Below are 14,409 nucleotides of genomic sequence, written 5' to 3'. Positions count from 1 at the left end.
ATGACAGAGCAGGTAATGGCCGCCATTGACGGCTCGAAGTACTCGGAAGGGGTTAGCGACTACGCCGCCTGGGCCAGCCTGGCACTGGATGCTCCGCTGACCTTCCTGCACGTGAACGACAATCACCCCCAGACGGCCGAGGCGGATCTCTCCGGCAATATCGGTCTCGGTGCCCGGGAACACCTCCTGGAGGAGCTCTCTCAGCTCGATGAGCAGCGCGCCAAGGTGGCCCAGGAGCAGGGCCGTCTGATGCTCAAGGGCGCCAGCGAACGAGCGAACCAGCATGGTGTGGTGGAGCCGGTTACCCGCCAGCGCAATGGCACCCTGGTAGAGACCCTGGAAGAGTTGCAGGACGAGATTCGCCTGCTGGTGATCGGCAAGCGCGGCGAGATGGCCCACCAGGACGGCGATCACCTGGGTACCAACCTGGAGCGAGTAATACGTACCTTGCATCGGCCGATCCTGATGGTGCCCGAGGTTTACAAGAAGCCTGAGAAGGTGATGCTGGCCTTCGATGGCAGCAAGACCACTCGCAAGGGCGTGGAAATGCTGGCCAAGAGCCCGCTGTTCGACGGCAGCCCGGTGCACGTGGTGATCGTCGGCGCCGAGACCGGCGATAACCGCTCCCAGCTCGACTGGGCGCTAAAGACCTTGCGTGATGCCGGCCACAAAGCGGAGGGGGCCATCCGCGCCGGCGAAGTGGAGCCGACGCTTCACGCCTACCAGGAGGAGCAGGGTATCGACCTGCTGGTGATGGGAGCTTATGGCCACTCGCGCATCCGCCATCTGCTGGTGGGCAGCACTACCACCGAGATGCTGCGCAAGTCGCGTATTCCGGTGCTGCTGCTGCGCTGATGTTCCCGAAACCGGCCCACCGCCCATGGTGAGTGCCGGTTTTTTCTTTCTTGCACACCCTTGTGTCAATTACCCGGGCGCCTGGTGACGCAACCTCTCCTTCCGGGAGAGCATGGACAAGGAAACGACCATTGGACAGTACCCACTCCCGCCATTCAGCCTTCTTCGATGAATCTTCCTCTTCTCATCGCTTCGTCGCCGAGTTGCTGGAGAAAGCGGATATCCGCATCAACGGCGATCGCCCCTGGGATATCCGCTTCAACGCCCATGGTGTCATCGAGGAGGCATTGGCCCGCGGCAACTTGGGCCTCGGCGAGAGCTACATGAACGGGGACTGGGACGCCGAGCGTCTCGACGAGTTCTTCTTCCATTTGCTGCGGGCCAGGCTCCCCGACGAGATCAATCCGCGCAAGCTGATCCTTCACCACCTCAGGACCCGCCTCCTCAACCTGCAGACCGCCAAGCGCGCCTTCGAGGTCGGCGAGGCCCACTATGATCTCGGCAACGACTTCTACGCCGCCATGCTCGACCCGCGCATGACCTATACCTGCGGCTACTGGAAGGCGGCCGACAACCTGGCCCAGGCCCAGGAGGCCAAGCTCGACCTGATCTGTCGCAAGCTCGAACTCGAGCCCGGCATGCGCGTGCTCGATATCGGCTGTGGCTGGGGCAGCTTCATGGCCTATGCCGCCGAGCACTACGGCGTGGAGTGCGTGGGGCTGACCGTCTCCCGCGAGCAGGCCGAGTATGGCAAGTCGCTGATGAAGAAAGGGCTACCCGTCGAATTTCGCCTGCAGGATTATCGCGACGAGACCGAGCAGTTCGATCGTATCGTCAGCATCGGCATGTTCGAACACGTCGGTCGCAAGAACTACCGCACCTACATGGAGGTCGCGAATCGTTGCCTCAAGGACGACGGCCTCTTCCTGCTGCACACCATCGGCAAGAACGTGCGCGATACTTCGCCGGACCCCTGGCTCGACAAGTACATCTTCCCCAACGGCGAGCTGCCGGCGATGGGCCATGTCACCGATGCCGCCGAGCAGCTCTTCGTTGTCGAGGACCTGCACAACTTCGGCGCCGATTACGACAAGACCCTGATGGCCTGGCACGAGAACTTCGAGGCGGCCTGGCCGCAGTTCGCCGAGGCCTATGGCGAGCGTTTCTACCGCATGTGGCGCTACTACCTGCTGAGCTGCGCCGGCGCCTTTCGCGCCCGCCACATCCAGCTCTGGCAGTTCGTGCTCAGCAAGAAGGGCGTTCTGGGTGGCTATCATCGGGTCAGCTGATCGCGCCCCATCGCTCACCTTGAATTCCCGATGAGCGTCCGGGTTCTGTTAAAGGTGCTTCATCGATGGGCTTCCGGGGTGCCCGATGGATTGTCTCGATCGCCTCACACGGAGTAGATGCCATGCGTCGGCGGATCACCTGGCTGCGGCCCCTATATTACGCCAACCTGCTGCTGTTGCTGGGGTTGGTCCTGTACCAGGGCTATCTGCTTCTAAGGGACCCGGCTCAGGAGTCGGTGCATGCCGCTCAGGTTCAGGAGATTCACCAGCGCCTGGAGGGGCGCAGCGACTTCCGATTCGCCGTGGTCGGCAACGTCAACAATTCGATCCGTCTGTTTGGCGAGGAGATCGTGCCGCGCCTCAATGCAGAGGGCTATGATTTCGTTGCCTCCGCCGGCAATGCGGTGAGTGGCGGCCAGGAAGAGAGCTATCGTACTGTCCACCGGCTGCTCGCCGGGCTGGAGATGCCCTATCTGCTGACCTTTGGCGATAACGAGGAGAGCGACTTCGGCAGCTTTCGGTTCTACGAGCAGTTCGGTCCGCACTTCTTTTCCTTCGTGGTCGACGACGCTCACTTTCTGTTCCTCGACGGTACCGGCAAGTCCTCTTTCTCCTGGCAGCTGGACTGGCTGGAGCGCGAGCTCACTGCCTCGACGGCCGCCCATCGCATTGTCTTCATCGGCCTTCCCATCCACCGAGAACTGGAAGAGACGCCGGTCTTCGAGTCTGACCACTATCTCGATGATCCGGCCTTTCGACAAGGTCTGATCACACGCTTCGAGCGTCACGGGGTCGACGTGGTGTTCTCGGCGAACCTGACGCTTTTCTCGCGGCTCGAGACCCACGGGGTCGAGTACGTGACCACCGGCGGGGCGGGGGCGCTGATCGTCGATACCGAGTCCAGCTTCCACCACTATGTCGACGTGCAGGTGTCACCGCAGGGCATCGCCATCGAACCGGTCAGGCTGGATGTCGACGTGCCAGCCTGGCAGCGCACCCTGGATAGCATCTGGAACAACGTCTACTCGTTCTTCTACGTCAGCTACCTGCGGTTCCTGCTCATCGTCAGCGGCTTGCTCCTGCTCGCCATTCACCTGCACCGCCTGGTGATGGAAGAGCGTGACTACTATCCCGATTACGATGTCGACCCGACCCCCTATCAGGGGCGTTTGCTGCGGGTGGGCATGTACTCCAACAACTATTTTCCCTTCGTTTCCGGGGTGACCGTCTCAGTAGAACGCCTGCGTGTCGGCCTGGAGGCGCTGGGAGACCGAGTGCTGCTGTTCGTGCCGCGCTATCGTGAGCCCAACGACGACGATGCCGGTATCGAGCGTGCACCGACCCTGTTCGCTTTCGGTGAGAAGGGTGAGTTTCGTCTGTCGAACCTTTTTTTGCCGCGCCTGCGTCGCCGGCTGCGTGCCTTCAAGCCGGATATCATCCATGTCCATCATCCTTTCTGGCTTGGCTCGCTGGGTCTGTTCATGGGGCGGCGACTGAAGGTGCCGGTGGTCTACACCTACCATACGCGCCTGGAGCACTACGCTCATTTCGTGCCACTGCCAGGGCTGCTGTTCCGCAACCTGATCTCCCATTATCTGATCCGACGCTTCTCCAACAAATGCCAGGGGGTGGTGGTGCCGACCGATTCGGCGGAGGAGTACCTGCGGGTGATCGGTGTCACCACCAATACCCTGGTACAGCCCACGGGGATTGATGTCGAGCGCTTCCGCGTTGTCGATGAGCAGCGTCTGGCAGAGCGGCGTGTGGCTCTGGGGATTGCCGACGACGAAGTGGTGCTGGTCAGCGTGTCGCGGATCAGCCGCGAGAAGAATATCGAATTCATGCTGGAGGCTTTGGCTGAGCTGCGTCGGCAAGGCGAGAGCCGCTTCCGACTGTTGCTGGTGGGTGATGGGCCGGCACGCTCGCATATCCAGTCACGGGTACACGCGCTGGGCCTGGCCGAGCGCGTGGTGCTGATCGGTGCCGTCCCGCCCGACGAGATGCCGCTCTATTACCACCTCGGTGATATCTTTGTGTTCGCCTCCAAGTCGGAGACCCAAGGCATGGTGATCCTCGAGGCTATGTCTGCGGGCCTGCCGGTAGTGACCGTGCGCTCCAGTGGCATCGACGACGTGGTGATAGAGGGTGAGAACGGCTTCAAGACCCCCGAGAACCGCGAGGTATGGGCCGAACGGTTAGGTTCGCTGATAGCCGACCCCCAGCGGTGTACTCGCCTGGGAGAGCAGGCGAAGAACTTCGCCGAGAGCCATGATGTCAGCGCCTTCGCCAGGCGGACTCACGACTTCTACGCCTTCCTGCTGGCGCAGTATCACTCCGGCCGACCCTGGCGGCGCTGATCCTTTTGTCTGCGGCGCCCGGCATAGCGGCGCAACATCACGAGCAGGACGATGCCGGCGGCCAGGCCTGCCAGCGACCACAGGAGCTCCTCGCGGCTGGTGGCAGTGACCAGGGCGCCAAGCTGGCTGCCCAGCAGTGTTACCGCCGCAAGGCCCGGCACGATGCCCAGCGTCGAGCCGATCATGTAGTCGCGAAAACGCAGATGAAAGGCCCCGGCCATCATGTTGGTGAGAGTGAAGGGCGCCAGTGGCAGCAGGTTGATCACCGTCATGGTGCGGATACCGCGCCTAGCCAGGTAGCGTGACATGCCATGCAGGTGGCGACCGCCATAGGTCATCAGGGCATCGCGTCCCAGTCGTCTGCCTACCCAGTAGGAGACCACCGAGGAGGCGAGGGTCCCCAGAGTGGCGTAGAAAAAGCCCCAGGTGGGGCCAAATATCAGGCCGGTGAGGGCGACCATGATACTCAGCGGGAACATCACCAGCAGGGCGCCGGCATAGCCCGCCATCACCACAAGGAAGGTCCAGGGGTTGTCACGCCAGTCCGGCGCCGAGGCGATCCACGTCTTGAGTCGCTCGGGGGTCAGCAGGTCCTGCATGGCGAGCCACTGCCAGAGCAGCCCCAGCGTGATCAGGGTGGCCAATAGACCAAGGGCGATGCCAAGAGGGCGGGACATGGTGGGCTTCCTGCCGATAGTGAGGGGGCCACAGCTTACGCCAGGCCGCCGCAAGGCCCAAGCGGGCGACGACCACTGACAGATTGCTATGCGGTTGATGGGGCGGCTCCGAGGCCCCACTACACTTGTCTGGACGAGCCGTATAGAGTCATCTCCGGGTCTGCCCAGGACATCGCGGCGCGGGAGTCTGAAGCGGAATTCTCCTGGCGATCATTGCACCCTACCGTGCCCAAATGCATTGATTCTACGGATTGACATGACCCAGAAGCATATTGATACCGACCGCGAGGCCGAACGCAGGCAGCTCGACCATACCCTCGAGCGCATCGAGGCCAATCTGGAGGAGCTCGAGGCGCGCCTGGCGGCCTACGCCGAGGATATCCAGGCCCAGAAGGAGTATCTCTGGACGAGCCGCGACGAGATGGACCATATCGAGAAGATCTCGGCGCGGGAGTCGATCGAGCAGGCGGTGATGACCGGCGACAATGCCCTGGCCCGGCGCCACAAGCTCGAGAAGCTCCGCAATTCCCCCTATTTTGGGCGCTTCGACTTCGCCCGGGGTGGCAAGGCCGAGCCCATCTACATTGGCATCCACCACTTCCACGACGATCTCGCCGGAGTGAGCCGCGTCCACGACTGGCGCGCGCCCATCGCCTCGCTGTTCTACGACTACGAGACCGGCCCCGCGACCTACGAGAGTCCCGAGGGCCCGGTGGCCGGCGAGATCTCCCTGAAGCGGCAGTTCCGCATCAAGGGCGGCGAGATCGAACTGATGATCGACAGCGCGGTGCACGTGGTCGATGAGGTGCTCCAGGAGGAGCTGAGCCGCGCCTCCGACGAGGGCATGAAGAACATCGTCGCCACCATCCAGCGCGACCAGAACGCCATCATCCGCAACGACGAGGCCCAGGCGCTGGTCATCCAGGGGGTAGCCGGCTCCGGCAAGACCTCCATCGCCCTGCACCGCATCGCCTTTCTGCTCTATCGCTTCAAGGACAGCCTCAGCTCCGAGGACATCCTGATCATCTCGCCCAACCGGGTGTTTTCCGACTACATCGCCAATGTGCTGCCGGAGCTCGGCGAGGAGACGGTCAATCAGGTCGGCATGGAGGAGCTGGCCGATGAGCTGCTCGAAGGCCAGTACCGCTTCGAGAGCTTCTTCGAGCAGACCACGGTGCTGCTCGAGAAGGACGACGAGGCGATGAAGGCGCGGCTGCGCTACAAGGCCTCGCCGGAGTTCCTGACCGAGCTTGACCGCTACGCCGCCCACGTGGAGGCCAATCGCTTCGCTGCCGAGGACCTGTGGATCGCCCGACGGCTGGTGCCCGCCTGGCTGCTCGAGGAGGTCTTCCGCAAGCATCGTCACCTGCCCACCAATGAACGGCTGAAGCAGGTGAGCTGGGAGATCGAACGCAAGATCGGCAACCAGTACAACTACGACCTCGAGCCCGAGGAGCGCAAGCAGCTCAAGGCGGCCGTCAAGACCATGCTCAGGCAGGCGACCCTGCGCGAGACCTACAAGGGCTTCTATGACTGGCTGGGACGGCCCGAGCTGTTCAGGACCGCTTCTCGGGGACGGCTCGAGTACGCCGATGTCTTCCCGCTGATCTACCTCAAGATGCGCCTGGAGGGCGTTCGCTCGCGCTGGCGTAACGTAAAGCACCTGCTGATCGACGAGATGCAGGACTACACCCCGGTTCAGTATGCGGTGATCGGCCGGCTCTTCGCCTGCAAGAAAACCATCCTCGGCGACGCCTTCCAGGCGGTGAATCCCTACAGCGCCTCCAAGGCCGAGGAGATTCGCCGGGTGCTGCGCCAGACTTCCTGCGTGACGCTCAACAAGAGCTACCGCTCGAGTCTTCAGATCACCCGTTTCGCCCAGCGTATCTCGCCTAACCCCGAGCTGGAGGCGATCGAGCGCCACGGCGAGGAGCCTGCGGTGATCCCTGTCCGCAGCCGCAAGGCGGAGCTCGCCACCCTCGGCGAGCTGGCCCGCGACTTCGTCGCCTCCGAGCACAACACCTTAGGGATAGTCTGCAAGACCCAGAAGCAGGCGAAGAAGGTCTTCGAGGCCCTGGAGGGTGGCGAGCACGGTGAATTCGATCGGCTGCAGCTGCTCGGCGAGAAGAGTGCCGCCTTCGGCCAGGGTATCGTCGTCTGTACTGCCCACATGGCCAAGGGTCTGGAGTTCGACCGGGTCATCGTGCCCGAGGTCACGGCCAGCAACTATGCCACCGACATGGAGCGCAACATGCTCTACGTGGCCTGCACCCGGGCCATGCACCGCCTGGCCCTGACGCATTCTGGCCCCCTCACACCTTTTTTGGAAGCCGCCTGACCGGCGATATTGTGGCTAAACAGCACGGGTGTTGACCCATGTCCTAGGCAAGCCGCCCACGATCGGGTAGAAACGAGTCGACAGACAACGACATACGCCAGCCAGGAAACAGTTTGATGACCGAACAGGTGATGGCCGCCATTGACGGCTCGAAGTACTCGGAAGGGGTTAGCGGCTATGCCGCCTGGGCCAGCGTGGCGCTGAGCGCTCCGCTGACCTTCCTGCATGTGAACGACAACCACCCCCAGACGGCCGAGGCGGATCTCTCCGGCAATATCGGGCTCGGGGCTCGGGAGCATCTGCTCGAGGAGCTCTCCGAATTGGAAGAGAAGCGCGCCAAGGTGGCCCAGGAGCAGGGCCGGCTGATGCTCAAGGCCGCCAAGGAACGTGCCGTCGAGGATGGCGTGGCCGAGCCTGCCACCCGCCAGCGCAACGGCACCCTGGTGGAGACTCTGGAGGAGCTGCAGGACGAGATTCGCCTGCTGGTGATGGGTAAGCGTGGCGAGATGGCCCACCAGGACGGCGACCACCTGGGCACCAATCTCGAGCGGGTGGTGCGCACCCTGCACCGGCCGATCCTTATGGTGCCCGAGGCCTACAAGAAACCGGAGAAGGTGATGCTCGCCTTCGACGGCAGCAAGACCACCCGCAAGGGGGTGGAGATGCTGGCCAAGAGCCCGCTATTCGACGGCATTCCCGTGCACGTGGTGATCGTCGGCGCCGAGACCGGCGACAACCGCTCTCAGCTCGACTGGGCGCTCAAGACGCTGCGCGATGCCGGCCACGAGGCGGAGGGGGCCATCCGTGCCGGTGAGGTGGAAGCCACCTTGCGCGGCTACCAGGAGGAGCAGGCCATCGACCTGCTGGTGATGGGGGCCTACGGCCACTCGCGCATTCGCCATCTGCTGGTGGGCAGCACTACCACCGAGATGCTGCGCAAGGCCACCAATCCGGTGCTGCTGTTGCGCTAACTTGCTGTCTTGAGCTCTCTCAATACCCCTTGGGCCAGCATCCAGCCGGCGACCAGCAATGCCAGCATGCCGGCGAGGATGCCATTGAACGAGGCGCCAAGATCCAGGGTCACGCCCAGCACCGCCGGGGCCAGCCCGGTCGAGAGGACCATGGCCGCGCTCAGCGTGGCGCGCACCGAGCCCAGATGCTCGGCACCCCAGCTGCGCACCAGCAGACTGGTGGCGATGGGTTCCTGAGCGCCCATGGCGAGCCCGCCGCCGACCATCAGCGACCACACGCCAAGGTCACCGCCCACGAAGATGGCCACCAGCAAGGCCAACGCATAGGGCAGCAGGTAGACTCGCGCCAGGCGGACAGGGCCGAGCCTGTCGACCCAGCGTCCGCCCAGCAGTGCACCTGGCAGCTTGGCTAGCCCCATGCCGGTGAGGGCCAGGGCATAGACGCCCAAGGAGCTGCCCAGATCCTGGGTCATGCGCGCCTGGTAGATGAAAAGCCCGGTCATGGTTACCGGCAGGATCATCAGCAACGGCAGCAATTTCCAGAAGCGAGCCTCGCGGAAGGGGCGCGGGCCGCCGCGACGCTGACCACGCGCCGGGCGCTTTCCTGGCGCTTTCGGCCACGGCCCGAGCAGCAGCAGTGGCACCCAGAATAGCGCCAGGAAGATCACGAACAGCCACCACAGTTCCCGCCAGCTCAGCCACATCAGCAGCGCCGCCATCAATGGCGGCAGCGCCGACTCTCCCAGCATGATGCCCATGCCGACCAGGCCCAGTGCGCGCCCCCGCAGGCTGACGAACTCACGGCCGGCGAGGGTGTTGCCCAGGTGTGTCATCATGCCCTGGCCGCAGAAGCGCACCAGGCCCAGGCCGAGAAGCCCCACCCCCCACCAGGGAGCGGCGGTCAACAGCAGGATACCGGCGAGCAGCGCGGCGATCACCACCAGCGCGAAACGCCGCGGCGCCACCCAGTCGATGCTGGGCCCCAGGTGCAGCACGGCGAAGCCAGCCACCAGGGTCACCACGGCATAGGCGGTTCCGAACTGTCCGGCGGAGAGTCCCAGGTGCGCGCTGATCGGCGCCTGGAAGAGGCCAATGAAAAAGCTCTGGCCCAGGCTCGAGGAGAACATTGCCAGGAAGGCGATGCCCAGCAACCCTCGATGATCCCGCAGCAGGGTGCGGTAACCCATGGTGACCTCCGGATTGTCGTGACGGGAGTGCGGCCGTTGGCGAGCGGTGGCAAGATGGAGCCCTGAGGCCGAGTGACCGAAAGCGGGCTAGGATATCAGCTGCACGCTGAGGGTGGTGTGCCGGCTGGTCCAATCTTCCGCAAATGGAGGGGGTGATGAATCATCCAGAGCTGGATATGGACGCCGTGGTGAGGCGGTTGCATGCGTTGCGTGCCGAACTGCTCGAGCAGAGCGATGCCAGCCGTGAATCCCGCGATACCGTGATGCTGGACCAGACATCGGTAGGGCGCCTGTCGCGCATGGATGCCATGCAGGGACAGGCCATGGCCAAGGCCGAGGAGCAGCGGCGTCAGCTGGCGTTGCGCCGCATCACGGGCGCACTCTCACGCATCGACAAGGGCGAATATGGCGAGTGCATCGAGTGTGGTGAATGGATCGGCGCCAGGCGACTGGAGGGCGATCCCCTAGTGCTGAAGTGCATCGATTGCGCCGACTGACGTCCGGCGCCCACAGCGGCGACGGCCCCTAGCGCTGGCAGGGATCATCGATGATGGCCGTCTCTTTGGGACGCAGGCGCCGTGAGAGGGCGTCAACGGCGATGTTGAGTGCCGCGGTAACCAGCAGCAGGAAGAAGGCCACGTCGAACAGCAGGTACTCGAAGTTCTCGTCGATGTAGTAGCCCAGCGTAGCCACACCCAGCATTCCCAGGATGGCCGTCTCGCGCAGGATCACCTCGGCGCGGTAATAAAGCAGTGCTAGGATGCCCGGATAGAGCCGCGGCAGCAGCTCGTAGGCCAGACGGCCCGTGGCGTTCACGCCGGGCATGCCGGGAGTGATGGCATCGGCATGGCGTGCCACCAGGAAGCTGATCAGCGCACCGTTATGCAGCGCCAATGCCAGCCAGGCGGGCAGCAGCGACGGCCCCAGCAGCAGCAGGAAGAAGAAGGCCAGCATCAGTTCGGGCGTCGAGCGCAGGAAGATCAACAGCCCCCGCCCGGCCAGCCGGGTTGCGGGGTTGCCGAAGTGTCGACAGGCCAGCGGCCACAGTGCCAGGGCCACCAGGAGGGCTCCCACGCTGCCCAGCAGGCCGAGCAGCAGGGTGTTGCCGATGGCCGGGCCGAGGTCGGGAATGCGATCCAGCCAGTCGATGAGGCCTCGCCAGTCGCCTTCGAGCAGCGCCGGTGGCCAGATATCCTGGCTGATGAAGCGCCACAGCAGGCCGCCTTCCACTGCCGGCCATGGGCCCAGCAGGAAGGCACCGCCGAGGGCGAGCAGTGGCAACAGCCGTCGGTGGCCCCACCAGGGCAGGCTGGCGATCAGCAGGTAGAAGAGCCACAGCAGGGCTCCGGCATCGTGGTAGCGTCCCTCGCGGAAGGCGGTCTCGAGCTGGAAGCCTAGGGTCGGCAGGCCGACGAAGCCCAGCAACACGCTGGCGCGCAGCCCGCACTCGAAGCGATAGCGGGTATAGGCGGAGAGCCTGGCCCAGGCCAGCGGCAGCTCGGCATAGATGAAACGGGACAGCCGCCCGACCCCCTGTGGCAGGGCGTCGTGCGGCGCGCCCGGTATCTGCTCGAGGATCTCGGCATAGACCTTGGCGAAGATGCCGGCATAGGGGATCGCCAGGGCCATCAGCGCGGTGGCCGCCGAGAGGCCGAAAACCTGCAGGAAGAGCAGCGCCCAGAACAGCTCGTGAATCGCCCGCACGAAGGCACAGCCGGCTCGGACCAGCCGCGAGCGAGAGAACAGCATCGCCAGTGGGAAGCCCAGCAGCATCCCGCCCAGCGTTCCCCACAGGGCCACGGCCACGGTCAGGCCGAGGGCTTGCAGCGGTGATTCCAGCGACCCCCAGGCGGGCCAGGCCAGCCCCTGGGCCATGCGTGCCAGCTCTCCCCAGGGGTCGCGTGTCAGGACCGCCAGGTCGGCGAAGGGCGCCATCACCACGGCCAGCGCCAACAGCACCAGGGTATGGCGGACAAGTCTCAGCCCGGTACTGTTGCCGCGCCACCAGTAACGGCCGTGGCCCGGCCGCTCGGTCAGGTCACCGCTCACGGCCGCCCCCGCGCGCAGGGCAGCGCCTCCGGGTCGGGCATCCGGGGGGTCGTTTCTTCCTGTGGCGACTCGGCGAATGTATCGGCATCGGGGTAGAGGCCGTCCAGATCCTCCAGGGTCAGTTGGGGGGCCGGGGCGTCGATCACCAACTGGCCGTCACGCAGCCCCCAGATCCGGTCGAAATGGCTGAGTGCCAGCTCTCGCTGGTGGAGGGCGATTACCGCGGTAGTGTGGCGCGCCTCGATCAACCCCAGCAGGCGTAGTGCCTGGTGAGGGTCGACGCTGGCCACCGGCTCGTCGCCGAGAAACAGCTCGCGCTGCTGGTAGAGGGCCCGAGCGATGGCGACCCGCTGGCGCTGGCCGCCAGAGAGCTGGCCGACGGGGCGGCGCAGCAGTCCGGCCAGGCCCAGGGACTCACAGAGCTCGGCGACCTGGTGCCAGGGGCCGGCCAGCGGGCGCACCAGATTCCACAGGTTGGCCAGGGCCGAGTGCTCAGCCAGCCGGCCCATGTAGACGTTGTGATAAACCGCTAGCTGAGGCACCAGGCCATGCTGCTGGGGGCACCAGGCGGCGGCGTCACCCAGCCGTAGGCGCAGGGCCCCCAGCAGGGTGGACTTACCGGCCCCACTGGGGCCGAGCAGGGCGACACGCTCCCCCGCGTAAAGAGCGAGCGTCAGGCGGGGCAGCACTACCTGGTCGTCGAGGCCGAGATCCTCGGCCTCGAAGGCGACCAACGGGCGGCGTGGTTCGCCCGCCATCAGCGCAGCAGGCCGAGTTCTTCTGCGACGTCCTCGATGGGGGCGTAGAGGGCGTTGTCAGCGGGGATGAAGTCCTCGCGGGGAAAGCTCGCCAGTAACTCGGGGTCGTCCATCTCGAGCAGGGCCGCGCGTACCTTGTCGGTGAAGCCTTCGCCGAACTGCTCGTCGACGTCGCCACGCAGGGTCCAGTTGTAGTCCGGGTAGGGCGGAGTGGCCCAGATCACCTCGACCTTGTCGGTATCCACCCGATCGTCGGCCACGGCGGCCTCCCAGACGGTGTAGTTGACCGCGCCCAGATCCCAGGTGCCGGCCTCCACCAGGGCGATGGTGCGCGAGTGGTCGCCGGAATAGCCGATCCGCGAGAAGAGCTCGTCGGGGGCCTCACCGAAGCGCTTGCGCAGGAAATGCTCGGGCATCAGGCGCCCCGAGGTGGAGGTGCGTGAGCCGAAGGTGAGGCTCATGCCCTCGATGGCAGCGGGCAGTTCCTCGGACCGCTCGAGGCCGGTGGAGCGGTGAGCGATGACGTAGCTCTTGAACTCGGCATCCTCGCTACCCTGGGCCAGAGCGATTGAACCCGGCACCAGGCGACGCGCCTGAACCCCGGAGAGGCCGCCGAACCAGGCCAGCTGGACCTGATTGTTGCGAAAGGCGGTGACCGTGGCGCCATAGGACTTCACCGGCACATACTCCACCTCCACCTCGAGGCGTTCCTCCAGATAGTCCGCCACCTTGGAGAAGCGCTCCACCAGTCGCGACTGGTCCTCGTCGGGAATGGCGGTGAAGCGGAAAGTGTCGGCGGCGGCTCCCTGGGCGAACAGGGCCAGGACAGTGGTGGAAGTGACGAGGGTGGAAGCGGCAAGCCAGCGCATTGCGGTCTCCGGAGTGGATGTTTGAAGGTGGCTATTGTTGTGGCTCGTCGCCGGCCTGGCAAGTCGGGTGGTAGCTCAGGGCTGGTCGTCGCGGCCGCCGGCGGGGTAGCGTGTCGCCTGCAGGCTGTCCTTGATCTTCTTGAGGTGGGGCAGGAAGTCCTCACCGCGGCGCAGCGTCACGCCTGTGGCCAGGACATCGATCAGTGCGAGCTGGATCATCCGCGAAGTCATGGGCATGTAGTAGTCGGTGTCCTCCGGTGTGGCGACCTCCAGGGTCTCGGTACACTCGGCGGCGAGCGGCGAGTGCGGTGCGGTGATGCCGAGCACCACGGCACCGTTCTCCCTCGCCAGCCGGGCGATGTCCACCAGGTCCCGGGTTCGCCCCGTCCAGGAGAGCATCACTACCACATCGCCGGTGTGGCAGGCGGCGGCCACCATGCGCTGCATCAGCACGTCCACATAGGCGGTGACCGGCATGTTGAAGCGGAAGAACTTGTGCTGGGCATCCTGGGCCACCGCCCCCGAGGCCCCGAGGCCGAAAAAGTGCAGCTGCCTGGCCTGGATCAGGTAGTCGACCACGCGCTCGATGCGCTCCGGGGCCACCTCGCGGCGGGCCTGGTCCAGCGCGGCGATGGTGGCCCCGAAGATCTTGCTGGTGTATTCGTTGGCGGAGTCACTGGGTTCCACCGCCTGGCTGACGTAGGGGGTACCCCCGGCCAGGCTCTGGGCGAGCTTGATCTTGAAGTCCGGGTAGCCCTTGGCATCGAAGCTACGGCAGAAGCGGTTGACCGTGGGCTCGCTGACCGAGGCCAGCTGGGCCAGGGTGGCGATGCTCATGCTGGTGGCCGATGTCGGGTCGGCCAGGATAACGTCGGCCACCTTGCGTTCTGATCGGTTGAGCTCGTCGAGCTGCCGGCGGATACGGTCGAGAAGATCGTGTCGAACCATGAGCGATGAAGTCTCCGTGACGACGGGGCGCCATCGGCGGCGCGGGGTGAAACAGATGTGATGTAGTGATTTAACTACATTATGCTGACTATGCGGTGCCATGCGCAAAGA

At 64.8% G+C, this 14,409-nt stretch carries 12 protein-coding genes; 6 read left to right on the top strand and 6 right to left on the bottom strand.

What is annotated here, in order from left to right; all coding sequences use genetic code 11:
- The 3 genes from U5L98_RS00195 to U5L98_RS00185 all read left to right on the top strand — a co-directional run bounded on the left by U5L98_RS00195 (position 1) and on the right by U5L98_RS00185 (position 4,501).
- On the top strand, positions 1-855 hold the full coding sequence (locus U5L98_RS00195) for a universal stress protein (protein ID WP_322556337.1): 855 nt from the start codon (positions 1-3) through the stop codon (positions 853-855).
- Between the two features lie 131 nt (positions 856-986).
- Positions 987-2,144, top strand: coding sequence for a cyclopropane fatty acyl phospholipid synthase (gene cfa, locus U5L98_RS00190; protein ID WP_322556336.1), 1,158 nt, complete (start codon positions 987-989; stop codon positions 2,142-2,144).
- Between the two features lie 122 nt (positions 2,145-2,266).
- Positions 2,267-4,501, top strand: a complete 2,235-nt coding sequence (locus U5L98_RS00185) for a glycosyltransferase (protein ID WP_322556335.1) — start codon at positions 2,267-2,269, stop codon at positions 4,499-4,501.
- Here the strand turns inward: U5L98_RS00185 and U5L98_RS00180 are convergent.
- Positions 4,474-5,178 carry a TVP38/TMEM64 family protein gene (locus U5L98_RS00180; protein WP_322556334.1) on the bottom strand — a complete coding sequence of 235 codons (705 nt, stop codon included), beginning with the start codon at positions 5,176-5,178 and terminating at the stop codon, positions 4,474-4,476. The two genes, U5L98_RS00185 and U5L98_RS00180, sit on opposite strands and share 28 nt — an antisense overlap.
- Positions 5,179-5,434: 256 nt before the next feature.
- Between U5L98_RS00180 and U5L98_RS00175 the strand changes: the two genes are divergently transcribed.
- Both U5L98_RS00175 and U5L98_RS00170 read left to right on the top strand, forming a co-directional pair.
- Positions 5,435-7,516: a HelD family protein gene (locus U5L98_RS00175; RefSeq protein WP_322556333.1), complete on the top strand. Its 2,082-nt coding sequence runs from the start codon at positions 5,435-5,437 to the stop codon at positions 7,514-7,516.
- A gap of 116 nt (positions 7,517-7,632) precedes the next feature.
- On the top strand, positions 7,633-8,487 hold the full coding sequence (locus U5L98_RS00170) for a universal stress protein (RefSeq protein WP_322556332.1): 855 nt from the start codon (positions 7,633-7,635) through the stop codon (positions 8,485-8,487).
- On the opposite strand, the gene U5L98_RS00165 is transcribed toward U5L98_RS00170, so the two are convergent.
- Positions 8,484-9,674, bottom strand: coding sequence for an MFS transporter (locus tag U5L98_RS00165; RefSeq protein ID WP_322556331.1), 1,191 nt, complete (start codon positions 9,672-9,674; stop codon positions 8,484-8,486). The genes U5L98_RS00170 and U5L98_RS00165 overlap by 4 nt on opposite strands.
- Positions 9,675-9,829: 155 nt before the next feature.
- Here U5L98_RS00165 and U5L98_RS00160 point away from each other — a divergent pair, with 155 nt between their 5' ends.
- Positions 9,830-10,171, top strand: a complete 342-nt coding sequence (locus U5L98_RS00160; protein ID WP_151442938.1) for a TraR/DksA family transcriptional regulator — start codon at positions 9,830-9,832, stop codon at positions 10,169-10,171.
- A gap of 28 nt (positions 10,172-10,199) precedes the next feature.
- Here U5L98_RS00160 and U5L98_RS00155 read toward each other — a convergent pair whose 3' ends face one another.
- The 4 genes from U5L98_RS00155 to U5L98_RS00140 all read right to left on the bottom strand — a co-directional run bounded on the left by U5L98_RS00155 (position 10,200) and on the right by U5L98_RS00140 (position 14,298).
- Positions 10,200-11,723, bottom strand: a complete 1,524-nt coding sequence (locus U5L98_RS00155; protein ID WP_322556330.1) for an ABC transporter permease — start codon at positions 11,721-11,723, stop codon at positions 10,200-10,202.
- Positions 11,720-12,481, bottom strand: coding sequence for an ATP-binding cassette domain-containing protein (locus tag U5L98_RS00150; RefSeq protein WP_322556329.1), 762 nt, complete (start codon positions 12,479-12,481; stop codon positions 11,720-11,722). The genes U5L98_RS00155 and U5L98_RS00150 overlap by 4 nt, the downstream gene beginning before the upstream one ends.
- A complete protein-coding gene (locus U5L98_RS00145) occupies positions 12,481-13,350 on the bottom strand; it encodes a putative selenate ABC transporter substrate-binding protein (protein WP_322556328.1) in 870 nt (289 codons plus the stop codon). The genes U5L98_RS00150 and U5L98_RS00145 overlap by 1 nt, the downstream gene beginning before the upstream one ends.
- Before the next feature lie 75 nt (positions 13,351-13,425).
- Positions 13,426-14,298, bottom strand: a complete 873-nt coding sequence (locus U5L98_RS00140; RefSeq protein ID WP_322556327.1) for a MurR/RpiR family transcriptional regulator — start codon at positions 14,296-14,298, stop codon at positions 13,426-13,428.
- Positions 14,299-14,409 lie beyond the last annotated feature (111 nt).

The organism is Halomonas sp. (genome assembly GCF_034520545.1).
Classification (GTDB): Bacteria; Pseudomonadota; Gammaproteobacteria; order Pseudomonadales; family Halomonadaceae; genus Halomonas.
Note: the sequence above shows the minus strand (reverse complement) of the source record. Positions and strands in the feature narration are given on the sequence as shown.